At 74.4% G+C, this 15,119-nt stretch carries 9 protein-coding genes; 2 read left to right on the top strand and 7 right to left on the bottom strand.

Translation table 11 applies throughout. The features are described from left to right. The coding region (locus AB0G63_RS32950) for a beta-ketoacyl synthase N-terminal-like domain-containing protein (protein WP_360757913.1) at positions 1-4,798 on the bottom strand (4,798 nt) is incomplete at its 3' end. 548 nt (positions 4,799-5,346) lie between these two features. Between AB0G63_RS32950 and AB0G63_RS32945 the strand changes: the two genes are divergently transcribed. Continuing rightward, positions 5,347-6,375 (top strand): beta-ketoacyl-ACP synthase 3, encoded by a 1,029-nt coding sequence (locus tag AB0G63_RS32945; protein ID WP_360757911.1) that lies wholly within the window; start codon positions 5,347-5,349, stop codon positions 6,373-6,375. Positions 6,376-6,406: 31 nt separating this feature from the next. Further along, complete coding sequence (locus AB0G63_RS32940; protein WP_360757908.1) at positions 6,407-8,131, top strand: 3-hydroxyacyl-CoA dehydrogenase NAD-binding domain-containing protein; 1,725 nt, start codon at positions 6,407-6,409, stop codon at positions 8,129-8,131. 145 nt (positions 8,132-8,276) lie between these two features. Here AB0G63_RS32940 and AB0G63_RS32935 read toward each other — a convergent pair whose 3' ends face one another. The 6 genes from AB0G63_RS32935 to AB0G63_RS32910 all read right to left on the bottom strand — a co-directional run bounded on the left by AB0G63_RS32935 (position 8,277) and on the right by AB0G63_RS32910 (position 14,656). After that, positions 8,277-8,777: a MarR family transcriptional regulator gene (locus AB0G63_RS32935; protein WP_360757905.1), complete on the bottom strand. Its 501-nt coding sequence runs from the start codon at positions 8,775-8,777 to the stop codon at positions 8,277-8,279. Positions 8,778-8,895: 118 nt separating this feature from the next. Then, entirely contained in the window at positions 8,896-9,117 is a 222-nt protein-coding gene (locus AB0G63_RS32930; RefSeq protein ID WP_351893895.1) for a DUF5988 family protein, read from the bottom strand. A 183-nt stretch (positions 9,118-9,300) separates the two neighbouring features. Then, a complete protein-coding gene (locus tag AB0G63_RS32925) occupies positions 9,301-10,122 on the bottom strand; it encodes an AfsR/SARP family transcriptional regulator (RefSeq protein WP_360757902.1) in 822 nt (273 codons plus the stop codon). 190 nt (positions 10,123-10,312) lie between these two features. Beyond that, positions 10,313-11,191: a 4'-phosphopantetheinyl transferase superfamily protein gene (locus AB0G63_RS32920; protein ID WP_360757899.1), complete on the bottom strand. Its 879-nt coding sequence runs from the start codon at positions 11,189-11,191 to the stop codon at positions 10,313-10,315. 175 nt (positions 11,192-11,366) lie between these two features. Then, a complete protein-coding gene (locus AB0G63_RS32915; protein ID WP_360757895.1) occupies positions 11,367-12,251 on the bottom strand; it encodes an AfsR/SARP family transcriptional regulator in 885 nt (294 codons plus the stop codon). 278 nt (positions 12,252-12,529) lie between these two features. Continuing rightward, a complete protein-coding gene (locus AB0G63_RS32910) occupies positions 12,530-14,656 on the bottom strand; it encodes a condensation domain-containing protein (protein WP_360757891.1) in 2,127 nt (708 codons plus the stop codon). Positions 14,657-15,119: the final 463 nt, after the last annotated feature.

Raw genomic sequence — 15,119 nt, 5'->3', positions numbered from 1 at the left:
CCGCGAACACCGGCGACGAATCCAGCAACTCCACCCCCATCCCCACCCACTGCGACCCCTGACCCGGAAACACGAACACCACCCTCCCCCCGGTGCCCGCCACCCCCCGCGCCAACGGACGTTCGAGCCCCGCCACCAACTCCTCCCGCGACGCACCCACCACCACCGCACGGTGATCGAACACCGCACGATGCGCCGCAAGAGCGGAGGCCACCGCGTCGAGCGGGGTGTCGGGGTGGGAGTCGGCGTAGGCGCGCAGCCGGGCGGCCTGTGCGGTGAGGGCGTCGTCGTTCTGGGCGCTGAGGAGCCAGGCGACGGGGCCGGCGGCGCTCTCCTCGCCGACGCCGGTCTCCGGAGGCTCAGGGGCTTCTTCGAGGATCAGGTGGGCGTTGGTGCCGCTGATGCCGAAGGAGGAGACGCCCGCGCGGCGGGGGCGGTCCGTGACGGGCCAGTCGCGGTGTTCGGTGAGGACGGCGACGGCGCCGCTGTCCCAGTCGATGTGGGGGGAGCGTTCCTCGCAGTGGAGGCTGCGCGGCAGCACTCCGTGCCGCATCGCCATGACCATCTTGATGACGCCCGCGACGCCGGCGGCGGCCTGGGTGTGGCCGATGTTCGACTTGACGGAGCCGAGCCACAGGGGCTGGTCCTCGGGTCGGTCCTGTCCGTAGGTGGCGAGCAGGGCGTGGGCCTCGATCGGGTCGCCGAGGCGGGTGCCGGTGCCGTGCGCCTCGACCGCGTCGACGGAGTCGGCGGTGACACCGGCGTTGGCGAGGGCCTGGCGGATGACACGCTGCTGGGAGGTTCCGTTGGGGGCGGTCAGGCCGTTGGAGGCGCCGTCCTGGTTGACCGCCGTACCGCGGACGACGGCGAGGACGCGGTGGCCGTTGCGGCGGGCGTCGGACAGCTTCTCCATCAGGACCAGGCCGACGCCCTCGGACCAGCCGGTGCCGTCGGCGGAGGCGGAGAAGGACTTGCAGCGGCCGTCCGCGGACAGGGCGCGCTGGCGGGTGAGTTCGACGAAGATGCCGGGGGTGGGCATGACGGTGACGCCTCCGGCGAGGGCCAGGGAGCACTCGCCGGAGCGCAGGGACTGCGCGGCCAGGTGGAGGGCGACCAGGGAGGCCGAGCAGGCGGTGTCGACGGTGACGGCGGGGCCTTCGAGGCCGAGGGTGTAGGCGATGCGGCCGGAGGCGACGCTGGGCGTGCTGCCGGTCATCAGGTAGCCCTCGGTGGACTCGGTGCCTTCGTGCAGGCGGGGTCCGTAGTCCTGGAAGGTGGCGCCGACGAACACGCCGGTGGCGGAGCCCCGCAGGGAGTGCGGGTCGATGCCGGCGCGCTCCAGCGTCTCCCAGGAGGTCTCCAGCAGGAGCCGCTGCTGCGGGTCCATGGCGGCGGCCTCGCGCGGGGAGATGCCGAAGAACTGCGGGTCGAAGAGGGTGGCTCCGTCGAGGAATCCGCCTTCGCGCACGTAGTGCCTGCCGGGTCGGCCCTCGGGGTCGTAGAGGCCGTCGAGGTCCCAGCCGCGGTCGGTGGGGAAGGGGCCGATGACGTCGCGTTCCTCGGTGAGGACCTGCCACAGCGCCTCGGGTGAGTCGGTGCCGCCGGGAAAGCGGCAGCCCATGGCGACGATCGCGACGGGGTCGTCGCCGCCATCCCCGCCGTCGTCGGCACGCTGGGCGGCGACGGGGACGGCGGTGCCGTGGTCGGCGCCGAGGGCGCGGTCGCGCAGGTGGCGGGCCAGGGCGATCGGCGTGGGATGGTCGAACAGGAGGCTGCTGGGCAGGTCGAGGCCGGTGCCGCGGCTTAGCCGGTCGCGCAGTTCGACGGCGCTCCACGAGTCGAAGCCGAGGCTGTGGAAGGTGTCGCGCAGGTCGATGTCGGCGGGGTCGTCGTGGTGCAGGACGACGGCGATGTCGCCGCGCAGCAGGTCCAGGACGGCCTGCTCGCGCGCTTCGGCGGGCAGCGGTTCGAGGAGCGCGCGCAGCCGGCCGGCCGCGGGGGCGCCGGCGCCGTCGGTCACGACGTCGATCCCGGCGCCGGCTTCGGCGTCGGCGTAGGGGTCGGCGTAGGGGTCGAACACCGCATTGCCCACCGCATCGGCCGCCGCGGCATCGACCCCGGCGTCGGCGTCGGATGCGGAGGCCGCGCCCGCGGCGTCGTGCGCGGTCGCCGTGCCGTGCGTGCCCGCGCTCGTGTCCGGGGTGACCCAGTGGCGCTTGCGCTGGAAGGCGTAGCCGGGCAGGGCCGGCAGAGCCCAGCGGGGGGTGCCGGGGGTGCCGAGGACGGCGTCCCAGTCGAGGCCGTCGGCGGCGCCGAGCGTGTGGAGGCGGGCCAGGGCGGTGGTGAACGCCTCCGCTTCCGGGTGGCGGCCGCCGCCGGTGAGCGGTACGAACGCGGCCTGCTCGGCGGCGATTTCGCGGCCGGCGGAGGCGAGGGCACCGTCGGGGCCGAGTTCGGCGCAGGTGGTGACGCCGGCGTCCAGCAGGGTGCGCATGCCGTCGGCGAACCGTACGGCGTCGCGGACGTGGCGCACCCAGTACTCGGGGTCGGCCAGTTCCTCGGGGGCGGCGATGCGGCCGGTGACGTTGGAGACGACGGGCAGCCGGGCGGGCCGGTAGGTGAGGCCGGCCGCGACGGTGCGGAACGCGTCGAGCATGCCGTCCATGTGCGGGGAGTGGAATGCGTGGCTGACCCTCAGCCGTTTGGTCCTGCGGCCCCGGGCGCGCCAGTGCTCTACGATGCGGGCGACCTCGTCGGCGTCGCCGGAGACCACGACGGAGCGCGGCCCGTTGATCGCGGCGAGGCGCACCCGGTCGGTGAGCAGCGGGTGCGTTTCCTCCTCGGTGGCCTGGACGGCCGCCATGGCGCCGCCTTCGGGCAGGGCGTCCATGAGGCGGCCCCGCGCGGCGACCAGAGCGGCGGCGTCGTCGAGGGCGAGGACGCCGACGGCGTGGGCGGCGGCGAGTTCGCCGATGGAGTGGCCGACCAGGTAGTCGGGGCGCACGCCCAGGTGGTCGAGAAGCCGGAACAGGGCGGTCTCGTGGGCGAACAGGGCCGGCTGGGTCCAGGCGGTGCGGTCGAGCAGGGCGGCGTCAGCGCTGCCGGGGGCGGCGAAGACGATGTCGCGCAGGGGCCGGTCCAGGTGCGGGTCGAGGGCGGCGCACGCCTCGTCGAACGCGGCGGCGAACACCGGCTGGGCGGCGTGCAGTTCGCGCCCCATGCCAGGTCGCTGGCTGCCCTGCCCGGAGAAGAGGAACGCGGTGGCGCCGGTGCGGACGCGGTCCTGGACGAGGCGGGCGGTGTCCCTGCCGGCGGCGAGCGCGTCGAGGTGCTCGGCGAGCTGGTCGAGGTCCTGCGCGAGGACGACCGCGCGGTCCTCGTGCGCGGTGCGGGTGGTGGCCAGGGCCTGTGCCAGGCGTGCCGGGTCGGCGGCGGGGTGCGCGTCGAGGTGGCGGCGCAGCCGGCCGGCCTGGGCGCGCAGGGCCCGGGAACCGCGGGCGGACAGCGGGAAGAGCAGCGTGCGGCCCGGCGCCGCGGGCTCGGCGGCGCTGTCGTCGGCCGGCGGGGCCGGGGGCGGTCCGACCACCACGTGGCAGTTCGCGCCGCCGAGGCCGAAGGAGCTGACCCCGGCGATCAGGGGCCGCTCCGGGTGCGGCCAGGGACCGGTGGCGGTCTGCACGCGCAGCCGCAGGCCCTCCAGGTCGATGGCCGGATGGGGTGTCTCGTGGTGGAGACTGGGCGGCAGTTCGCGGTGGCGGACGGCGAGCACGGTCTTGATCAGGCCGGCGATGCCCGCGGCGGCTTCGAGGTGTCCGACGTTGGTCTTGGCGGAGCCGACGGGCAGCGGGTCGTCGGCGTCGCGGCCGCGGCCGACGGCCTCGCCGAGCGCGGTGGCCTCGACGGGATCGCCGACGGGGGTGCCGGTGCCGTGGAGTTCTACGTACTGGACGTCGTGCGGATCGGTGCCGGCCTGCCGCAGGGCGCGGCGGACGACGGCGGCCTGGGCGGCGGCGCTGGGCACGGTGAGGCCGTCGGTGGCGCCGTCGTGGTTGACGGCGCTGCCGAGCAGCACGGCGTGGATGCGGTCGCCGTCGGCGAGGGCGCGGTCGAGGGGTTTGAGTACGACGATGCCGCCGCCCTCGCCGCGGACGAACCCGTTGGCGCGGGCGTCGAAGGTGTGGCAGCGGCCGTCGGGGGACAGCGCGCCGAATCCGGCGGTGCGCTGTGCGCTGGTGGCGCCGAGGCGCAGGTTGACGCCGCCGGCGAGGACCAGGTCGGCCTCTCCGCTGTGCAGGGCCTGGCAGGCTAGGTGGACAGCGACGAGGGAGGAGGACTGGGCGGTGTCGACGGTGAGGCTGGGGCCGGTCAGGCCGAGGGTGTAGGAGACGCGGTTGGCGATGACACCGCGGTTGAGTCCGGTGAAGGCGTGCGCGGTGGCGGCCCGGTCGGCGTGCACGAGGGGGGCGTAGTCGTCCCAGATGGCGCCGATGAACACGCCGGCGGCGGTGTTCTTCAGCGTGCCGGGCAGGATGCCGGCCTCCTCCAGGGCCTCCCAGGCCAGTTCCAGGACGAGCCGCTGCTGCGGGTCCATGGCGGCGGCCTCGCGCGGCGAGATGCCGAAGAAGCGGGCGTCGAAGGTGTCGACGCGGTCGAGGAAGCCGCCCCAGACGGTCTCGGGCGCGTCGGGTGCGACGGTGTCGCGGCGGTGTTCGGGCGCGCGTGTGATCGCGTCGGTGCCGGTACGCAGCAGCCGCCAGTAGGCGTCGGGGCCGTCGGCCTGCGGAAAGCGGCACGACAGGCCGACGACGGCGACGGGTGCGGTCGCCGGGCCGGCCGTCCCGGCCGGCCGGGACGCCTCGGTGGCCTCGGTGGCCTCCGGTGCCGCCGTCCGTCCCGCCGAATTCGCTGGCTCAGCCACGAGCTCCCCCTTCGCTGATTTCCTGGCGCGTCTCCAGGGCTCCGTCGGCTCGGGTGGACCGGATCCGGGGAATTCCGTGCGGCGACGGCCGGACGCTGAAGCGCGGTTCAAAGGTGCGGCCAAGCCGGGGTCCTGGTCACGGCCGGACGCGGCTCGTAGGGGCGCTTAGGGGGGCAGACAAGGGTTACCGGCCCGGCCGCCGCACGGAGAACCTTGCGGAAAGTCCCTTCGAGCGGCGGCGGCTGGCGAACGACGTTCCTGTGCCGGCGCTTGCCGCGGAACGGTCAGGAGCCGTCATGACAGGGAAATCAGGCAATCCCGATGACCCCGGTGCTTCGGGCGGTCCCAGTACTCTCGGGGGTCCGGGCGGTGCCGGTGCTCCGGGTGGTCCGGCCGGTCCCGGTCGTCCCGGTGGTGCCGGAACGGGAATCGGGATCCTGGGCACCGGATCGTATCTGCCTGCCGACACGGTCTCCAACAGCGTGTGCGCGGCCCGGGCCGGGGTCTCCGCCGAGTGGATCCAGCGCAAGACCGGCATCCTCGAACGGCGCTACGCCTCCGACTCGGAGGCCACCTCCGACCTGGCGGTCGAAGCGGCCCGCGCGGCCCTGGACGCGGCCGGGATCACGGCGGCGGAGCTGTCCTGGATCGTCGTGGCGACGTCCACCCCGGACTGCCCGCAGCCGGCCACCGCCTGCCTGGTGCAGGACCGGCTGGGCGCGCCGGACGCGGCTGCCTTCGACCTCAACGCCGTGTGCAGCGGTTTCGTGTTCGCGCTGGTGGCGGCGGCCCGGCTGCTGCCGGCCGCGCCCGGTGGACGGTCCGCCGGGTACGCCCTGGTGATCGGCGCGGACACCTACTCGCGGATCATCGACCGGACCGACCGGCGCACCGCGATCCTCTTCGGGGACGGCGCCGGCGCGGTGGTGCTCGGCCCGGCCGCCGACGGGTCCGGAGTGCTCGGCGCACACCTGGCCAGCCGCGGCGACCGGCACGATCTGATCCAAGTGGCGGCGGGCGGCAGCCGGTTGCCCGCATCGGAGAAGACGCTGGCCGAAGGACTGCACCACTTCCGCATGAACGGGCGCGGCGTGCGCGAGTTCGTCATGGCCGAACTGCCGCGTGCGGTACGGCGGGTGGTGGAGGAGCACGGCCTCGACCTGTGCGACGTGGACCATTTCGTTCCGCACCAGGCCAACGGGGTCATGCTCGCCGAAGCGGTGCCGCGGCTCGGTCTGGACCGCGCCCGCACCCATCTGACCGTCGCCCGGCACGGCAACACCAGTGCGGCCTCCATCCCCCTCGCCCTCGACGACGCCCGCAGAAGCGGTCTGCTGCACGAGGGCGATCTGCTGCTGCTGGCCGGATTCGGCGGCGGCATGTCGCTGGGCACCGTCCTGGTGCGCTGGGGCGGGACGGCGGCCGCCGGGACCAACCCGTCGGACTTGCTCGTCTAGGGCCTCAGCCCCGACGAAAGGAATCAGCGGCATGACCACGACAGCAGCTTCCCCCGGTTTCGCGCGGGTCGCGGTGCTCGGCCTGGGCACTGTGGGCTCCGCCCTCGCCGGAACGCTGGCCCGGGCCGGTGTGCCGGTGGTGGCCGTCGAGACGGACGAGGCGTCACTCGCGCGCGGTGCCGAGCGCACCGCACGGGTCGCCGGCGACCGGGCGTCCGCCGCACCGGTCACGTACACCACCCAACTGGAGGCGGTCGCGGGCAGCGGCCTGGTGATCGAGGCGGTGCCGGAGGACTTCGCGCTCAAGGCGGACCTGCTGCGCCGGGCCGCCGACCTGTGCGGCGCGGACACCGTGTTCGCGACCACGACGTCGCTGCCGGTCACCCGGATCGCGGCCGCCTGCGGACGGCTGCCGCGCACCGTCGGCCTGCATCCGGTGGGGCACGCCCCCGAGGGGGGCTGCGTGGAGGTGGTGCACACGCCCGTCACGGATCCGGCCGTGCGCACGGCCGTCGAGGAGCTGGTACGGCGTACGGGGCGCACCCCGGTCGCGGTGAGCGACCAGCCAGGGTTCGTCGGCGGCGGCCTGCTGCTGGCGTACCTGAACGGCGCGATCGCGATGTTCGAGCGCCGTTACGCCTCGCGTGACGACATCGACGCGGCGATGCGGCTGGGCTGCGGCCTGCCGCTGGGCCCGCTGGCCCACGCGGACCTGATCGGCCTGGACACGATCCGTGACGGCTTACGTGGTCTGTACGAACTCACCGGGGAGTCCCGCTATCTGGCGCCGCCGCTGCTCGACCACATGGTGACGGCTGGGCTGCTGGGTGTGAAGTCGGGCCGCGGCTTCTACCGACATCCGCAGGAGGCACCCGCCCGGCTCGCGCCCGCGGCCCTGGCCGTCGCGCGGCCGGTGCGCACGGTCGGCGTGATCGGCTCCGGCACGATGGCCAGGGGCATCGCCGAGGTGTTCGGCCGTTCCGGCCGCCGGACGGTGCTGGTGGCCCGTACGGAGGTCCGTGCGAAGGAGGCCCTGGACGGTGTGGCCCGTTCCCTGGACCGGGGTGTCCACCGCGGCAAGATCGACACCGCGGACCGCGACGCCGCCGTGGAACGGCTGACGGGCACCCAGGACATGGCCGCGGTCGCCGAGTGCGACCTGGTGGTGGAGGCCGTCGCGGAGGATCTGGCCGTCAAGCGCGCGGTGTTCCGCCGGCTGGACCGCGTGTGCCGGCCGGGCGCGGTGCTGACCACGTCGACGTCGAGCCTGCCGGTGGTGGAGTGCGCCGTCGTCACCTCCCGTCCCGAGTCGGTCCTCGGGATGCACTTCTTCAACCCGGCGCCGGTGATGCGCCTGGTGGAGGTGGTGGGCACGGTGCTGAGCTCCGAGGAGGCGCTGGGCACGGTCCGCGCGGTCTGCGCGGATCTCGGCAAGCATCCGGTGTCGTGCGGCGACCGCGCCGGGTTCATCGTCAACGCGCTGCTGTTCCCGTATCTCAACGGCGCGGTGCGGCTGCTGGAGCAGCACCGCGCGAGCGCCGAGGACATCGACACGGTCATGACGGCGGGCTGCGCCTATCCGCTGGGCCCGCTCGCCCTGCTGGACGTGATCGGCCTGGACGTCTCGCTGCAGATCCAGGAGACGCTCCACCGGGCCTTCCAGGAGCCCACGCTGGAACCGGCCCGCCATCTGCGGCACCTGGTGGCAGCCGGTTACCTGGGCCGCAAGTCGGGGCGCGGCTTCCGGGCGCACTGAGAGCACGGGCAGCGGCCCGGCGGGCGGCGTCGAGGGACGCTGCCCGCCGGGCCGTCGTGTGTGCTCGCCGTCACCCGGCCCGGTGCCGGGGAACGGCGCCATGCCGGGGAACGGCGCCACGGCCCCGTGCCGGGGAACGGCCCCGTCAGGCCTGGTTCTCCCGCGTCAGGGCCCGGCTCCGGTGCCAGCGGTCGACCATGGCGGCGAGTTCGGCCTTCGTGAAATCGAAGAACGCGGCGGCCTCGGCCAGGCGCCGTCCCGCGGCGGTGTCCTCCCCCACGGCCTTCACACCCGCCCGCATGGTCGCGCTCCAGCGCGCGAACACCTTGTCGCGGCCGGCCACCACCTCGTGCCAGATGTCGGTGTGGAGCCGGTAGCGTTCGCGCCGCGAACCGGGCTCCCGCTCGCGGCTGAGCATGTGCTGCTGCGCCAGGTAGCGCACCGCACCCGACACCGCGGCCGGGCTGGCGCACAGCCGCTCGGCCAGCTGGGCGGCGGTGAGCACGCCGTCCGCCTCCGCGAGCAGGCAGGCGAAGATCCGGGACGACATCCGCGGGATGCCCGCCTCGGTCAGGTCCGCGGCGAACCGCTCGACGAAAGCGGCCACGGCCTCACCGTCGGCCTCCTGCCGCGCCGGTGTCTCCACGCTGCCCTCTCCCTCGCCCTCTCCGTCGCACCGGATGCTCGACGTCGCCGCCGCTGCACGTCACCACAGCAGGCGGGAAGCGTCCCGCCCGGCGTGTCAAGGGAATGCGCGGGGCAGGCTATTCCGCGACCCGGGTGTAGCGGATGTAGCGGAACACCCGCAGCTCGCTCTCGCCGCGGCGGACGAACTCGTCGGTCGGCTCGAAGTGGTCGTAACGGTTCTCCACCCGCATTTTGAAGGTCTCGGTGTGGTCGTCGACGTGCACGACGATCTCGCGCTCGTCCGGCCGGTACGGCGCGCCGAGCAGCAGGGCGTTCGGGGACGGGGTCGTCGTCAGCATGGGGGTCTCCTCGCGGTCGTCGTCCTGGTGTGCTCCAGACGCTGTGCCGTCGTCTGCGGACGCTGTCCGGCACGCGGCCCGGCAACGGCGTACGGCTCGGGGGCGTCTCCCCTCTCGGTCGTCCACGGCCAGGATGCGCAACCCCGCTCAAGCCGCACTGGAGGGATGGTCTTCTCCCCGCGCTCAGGCCGCGAACAGATCGAATGTGGACGTCCGCCGCGGCCCCGCCAGCACGTTCAGCATCGGATCGACCGACAGCATCGCCTGGTGCAGCCGTTGCAGCTGCGGGGACGGCTCGACGCCCAGTTCCTCGATGAGCCGGGCGCGCAGCCCGCGGTAGACGTCCAGGGCCGCGCTCTGCCGTCCGGAACGGTACAGGGCCACCATCACCTGCGAGTGCAGGCCTTCATGCCGTGGGTGACGTGCCGTCAGTTCTCTGAGTTCGGCGATGACTTCGGTGTGCCGGCCGAGCCGGAGGTCGGCGTCGATGCGCCGCTCCACGGTCACCAGGCGGCTCTCCTCCAGGCGCATGGCCTCGATCTCCAGCACGGGCCCGAGTTTGATGTCCACCAACGTCTGGCCCCGCCACAGGTCCAGCGCGGCCCGGAAGCGGTCGGCCGACACCTGGTTGTCCCCGGCCCCGAAGGCCTCCTGCCCCTCGCGCACCAGCTTCTCGTACTCGTGCACGTCGACGCGTTCCCCCGGGATCTGCAGCAGATATCCGCCGTGCCGGGTGGCGAGCACGTCCTTCACGGCGTGCGAGGAGCCGGTCCCCATCGCGGCGCCGATCCTTCGGCGCAGTTGAAGAATGTACGTCTGCAACGTGGTGAGCGCGCTTTGCGGAGGCGTCGACGCCCACAGTTCCTCCATGAGCGTCGAGACGGGCACGACTCGACCGGGATACAGCGCGAGCAGCGCTAAGATCTGCCGCGGCTTGCCGGCGGTCGGAACAATCGATCTGCCCTTGACCTGGGCATTCAACGGACCAAGAAGCTGAATCCTCACACAATCCTCCCCGTTGCTCACGTTCGACGACACCGTGCCCGGTCCCGCACCCGTGCCGAAAGGCAAGCTAGCCGGGCCCTTCCGCCCTGAGCGCTTTTCTCAAGCGGCTCTGTAGCGGAGTTCCATGCAAGAGGTCCGTCTTTGCCGGAATTTTCAATTCCGCAGGATCGCCGGTTCCCCTGTCAGGCGGTCAGCCGTCCGCCACGCCCCTGGCCCGCCCCGGCGGTTCGGGCAGCGTGAGGGTGTCGGGCTCTCCTCTGCCCGCCCGGGGAAAGCCGTGGTGCAGCTGGAGCGGGGGCGGCGGGCCGTCGTCGGCCTGGACGGCGACGGCGACGAGGACGCCGGGCACGGGCTCCAGTTCCAGGAAGCTCCACCGTCCCGTCGGGTCGTCCTCGGGCAGCCGGAAGGCGAGGACGCCGCGGTCGGCGGCGAGGGTGAAGGCGAAGGAGTCGAACGGCAGGCCGAGACCGAGGCCGCGCGCCTTGGCGTAGGCCTCCTTCAGGGTCCACAGGCGCAGCACGCGCCGCGCCCCCAGTGCGTCCGTCCTCGCGCGCGCGATCCACGCCCGCTCCTCGGGCGCGAAGGTGCCGGTGACGGCATCCGGCGGCAGGCCGGCACGGTCGAGCCGCTCGATCAGTTCGAGGTCGACGCCGATGCGCCGGCGCCGCGCCACTCCGAGCAGGCTGTATCCGCCGCTGTGGGAGAGGTTGAAGTCCAGTCGGTCCGCGCCGCCCGGCGGTCCGCCCGCGGGACACCGCAGGAAGGGCCGGCCGCGCGCGGAGCGCCGGATCACCAGCTCGGGTTCGGTGAGCCCGGTCTCCCCCGCCAGGACCCGCCGTACCAGAATGTGGGCCAGCAGGTACCGCCGCCGGTCGCGCTCGGAGACGAACTCGCGCGCGGTCTGTTTCTCCCGCCGGTCCAGCCAGCGCTCGGCGAGCGCTCCGGCTACCTGCGGGGGCAGGTCCTCGTCGGCGCACAGCCACAGCCGCACCGGCCGGCCCGTTCCGGCACCGGAATCGGCGGTCGTGCGGCCGTCACCGGTGCGCTCCGGCGTCCTGTCCGCGTCCATGGAGTCGTAAGGTCCGGCGTCAGTCGCGGGGTGCCGGCCGCGCCCCGGCCTCGGCGGCGGCCGCTGGTGCTTCCGGCTCTCGCGCGCGGGTCCCGCTGGTCATCGCCACGTGGAGCAGCCCCGGCGTCCGGGAGGGAGGCGCGTCCGCCGCCCTCGGTACGAAGTCAGTAAGACGTCAGTACGAAGAGTGAGCCCGGGTACCGGCTCCGGGCCGGCCCGCCGCCGCCATGCGCTCCTCGGCCGGGGGCAGGTCGCCTTCCGGGCCGGGGTAGGGGGCCGAGCCGTCGCCGGGGGACGCCAGCAGGTGCTGGTGGAGCCGGGTCAGCCGCGGGGAGGGTTCCAGGCCCAGCTCCTGCACGAGCGTGGTGCGCAGACGACGGTAGACATCCATGGCCTCCCCGCGGCGGCCCGAGCGATGAAGAGCGATCATGAACTGGGCGTGCAGGTCCTCGTGGGTGCGGTACCGGCTGGACACCACGGTCAGCTCGGCCAGCAGTTCGCGATGGCGGCCCAGCCGCAGATCGGCCTCTATGCGCTGGTCGAGGGCGCACAGCCGGCTCTCCTCCAGCCGCTTGGCCTCGGTGGCCAGCCGCGGGCCGGGCTGCACCCCGGCGAACGCCGTGCCGGTCCACAGGTCGAGCGCCTCGCGCAGGACACGGGAGGCTCCGGCGAAGTCCCCGGTGTCCATCGCCCGGTAGCCGACACCGGCGAGCCGTTCGAACTCCCGGACGTCGCTGACGCCGTCGCCGCTGACCAGGGTGTACCCGCCGGGCGCGGTGACCAGGACGTCCTTCGCGGTGCGCGGCGGGGTGTCCGGGGCGTCCTCGAGCAGTGCGGCGCCGATGAGCTCGCGCAGCTGGAGGACGTACGTCTGCAGGGTGGTGCGGGCGCTGCGCGGCGGCGCGCCCGCCCACAGCTCCTCCAGGAACACGGACAGCGGCACGACCTGGTCCGCGTGCAGGGCCAGCAGGGCGAGCACCTGGCGGGGTTTGGGCGCGGTGGGGGCGACGGAGACCCCATTCTCGCGCACGTCCAGCGCTCCTAGAAGGTCAATGTCCACGCTGCCTCGCCTTCCGTGCTCACGCTCACACCTGTATCCCGACACGCACGGTCGCCGCGGCCGGTTCGGTGCTCACGCGGGTCGAGTGCGGCGGCGTTGCTCATGACGGCCTCCTCCCACTTCCGCCACGGTCGTCGACACCGCTCGAGAACCGGTCGGGCCGCGCCAGTGCGCCGAAGCACCGAGCGGCCGAGGCCCCGGTCCCTGCCCCGACCCCGGCGCCGGCACCTGCACCGGGGCTGCCCTCGCACCAGCACCAGCACCAGCACCGAACCGCCTCACGGCCCCGTCTTCGCGGTCCCCGTCCTCGTGGTCCCCGTCCTGCTGGTCCCCCTCCCACCGGTCCCCCTCCCACCGGTCCCCGTCCTCGTCGTCCCCGGCCGCGCCGTCACCGACCGCAGCCCCGCCGACAACGCCTGCGCGCTCTCCTCGGCACCGCCCACGCCCGTCATCACGACGACCGGGTCCACCACGGCGGGCAGGGTGTGCGCGAGCCCGTACGCGGTGAGCGCGCCCGGCCCGCAGCCGCACAGCAGCAGCCGGCCCCCGCCGGCCAGCGCGTCGGACAGTGCGGCGGGCAGCACGGGCGGCACGCCCCGGCAGCGCAGTTGCACGATCCGCTCGGGGCCGTCATGACGGCCTACGAAACGTTCGTACGCGCCGGGCACCACGCCCGCCCCCGCCACCAGGCAGATGACGTCCGCGCCGGGCTCCCCGCGGCGCAGCACGGTCAGGCCGGTGACGCCGGTGCGCGGCGGGCGCGGCGCCGCCCGCGGCACGTGGGTGCCGTCCAGCGCGCCCAGTACCTGCCCGACGGTGGCGTGCGGTTCGGTGAAGTCCGCGAGAGCGCCCAGCAGCCGCACGCACTGCGCGAGGGTCTGCGCCGCGTCCGTGTCGCGCAGCACCTGCCGGTCGTACAGCGCGGTGAGGCAGAGGCCGCCGTCGGCGTCGCGCCGGGCGACGAGCGTGACGGCCAGGCTGGTGTCGCCGCCCACCAGGTGCGGTACGCCGACCCGGATGCCCTGGGCGGCCAGCTCACCGCGCACGGCCGGGGACAGGTGGGGGAGGCTGTCGAAGAAGAGGGTGGTGTGCATGGTGTCCGCGTCCTCGCCGCGCCCGGTCCACTCCCGTATCAGCTCGTCGGAGACCCACGGGTAGGCCGACATGTCGAGCACCGCGTCCCGGACCCGCCGGACCAGCGGGCCCACCGGCGCCGCGGGGTCGACGGTTACGGTCAACGGCAGGGAGCCGCCCGGCAGTCCGGGCGCGTGCGCCGCTCCCGGCAGGGCGATGTCCCGCGCGGACAGGTACACCCCGAAGGCCACCCGGACCGGCTGCCGCGCGCCGGTGGCCCGGTACAGCAGCAGCGCCCACACCAGGTGCAGCGCGCTGCTCTCCCCCGCGCCCCAGCCCGCCGCCCACTCCCTCAGCCGCCGGGTCCGGGCCGGCCCGAGGCGGCGTTGCAGCTGCGCGGGCCCGCTCTGCCCGGTCGGCGCACCGGGCCGCCCAGGGCTGAGCGCCGCGTCCCGCGGCGGCGCGGCACGCGTCCAGTACGCGCGGGCGGCATCGGTGTTCTGCCCGGCCAGCCACCGGGCGTGGTCCCGTACGTCGGGCCGCCGCTCACCGCCGGGCAGCGGCCCGCCCGCCAGATAGGCGCGGTAGAACTCGCGCAGCAGCACACTCACGGCCCGCTCGTCGAACAGGGCGCGGTGGTACGTCAGCAGGACCCGGGTGGACGGCCCGGCCCCGGCGCCGACGGCCGGTGTGTCGTCCAGCAGCGTCAGCCGCAGCAGTCCGGCCCGGTGCAGCTCGAACCCCTGCGACCGGTCGCGGGCGAGCAGGTCACGCCAGGGCAGGGCGGTCCGCGAGTGACGTACGACGTCGACGGCGGCCCGCTCGTGCAGCACCAGGCGTGGAGCGGCCACCCAGTCGACCGAGGCGCGCAGCACCGACTCGCGTTCCACCACGGACTGCCAGGCGGCGACGAACCTTGCCGTGTCGAGCGGGCCGGTCCACCTCCAGGTCAGCTGCTCGACATGGCGGCTGCGGTCCCCGTCGCTCTGCACGGCCTCGCGTACCAGGCCGCGCTGGGCACCGCCCAGCGGCACGGTCTCCGCGTCGGCGGGCAGCACCATCAGGTCGGCGAGGAGTTCCGGGGGCAGCCGGCCCGTGCCGCCGTCGGGGCCGTGCCTCACGAGGGTGAGCGTGTGCCGGCCGGAGCCGTGGCTGTCGAGCATCACCGAGAAGGTGCCGTGGCGTTCGACGATCCGGGCCGCGAGCCGTTCGGCCTGGCCACGGGCGGGCAGTCCGTGCAGGCCGAACGCATGCGAGCGGTCTGTGGCCGACCCGCCCGGTTCGTGGACCACGCACACGACGGTGCCCGGCACCGCGTGATGGGTGTTCATCCGATGTCCAGGGGCGCCCTGGTCCACCGCGGCGGCGGGGACGCGGCTCCCCTTCCCCCTCTCCCCTGTCCGTCTCGCTGTGCTTCCGGTCCCCTGTCTCGGCACGGCAGGCCCGCCCCTGCCGCCGCCTCTTCTCACGCACCGGTGGCCGCACCCGGTCCCGATCGTGGGCGCGGCACCTCCCCCTCCCCCGCCCCCTCCGGCGGGAGGGCATCGGAACTCCACCGGACGGCCGGTGCGGAGCCGGTCCGGCGGTGAACCTCGCCGGACGCGCCGCGGTGAGCCTCATCCACCGGGCACCCGCCCGCCACCAGGGGGCCCCGCAGCCCCACCCGGCGGTGTCCGGCACCCCGGTGGGCCGCGAACCCCCCGCATCCTCCAGGTGGAAGGGGCGCGGAGAACCTGCGGCGCGGACCGTGGCCGGACGCCTGGCCGTACGTCCCCTTCAGCGTCCACCGCCGCA

Source organism: Streptomyces sp. NPDC020996 (assembly GCF_040641355.1).
Classification (GTDB): Bacteria; Actinomycetota; Actinomycetes; order Streptomycetales; family Streptomycetaceae; genus Streptomyces.
Note: the sequence above shows the minus strand (reverse complement) of the source record. Positions and strands in the feature narration are given on the sequence as shown.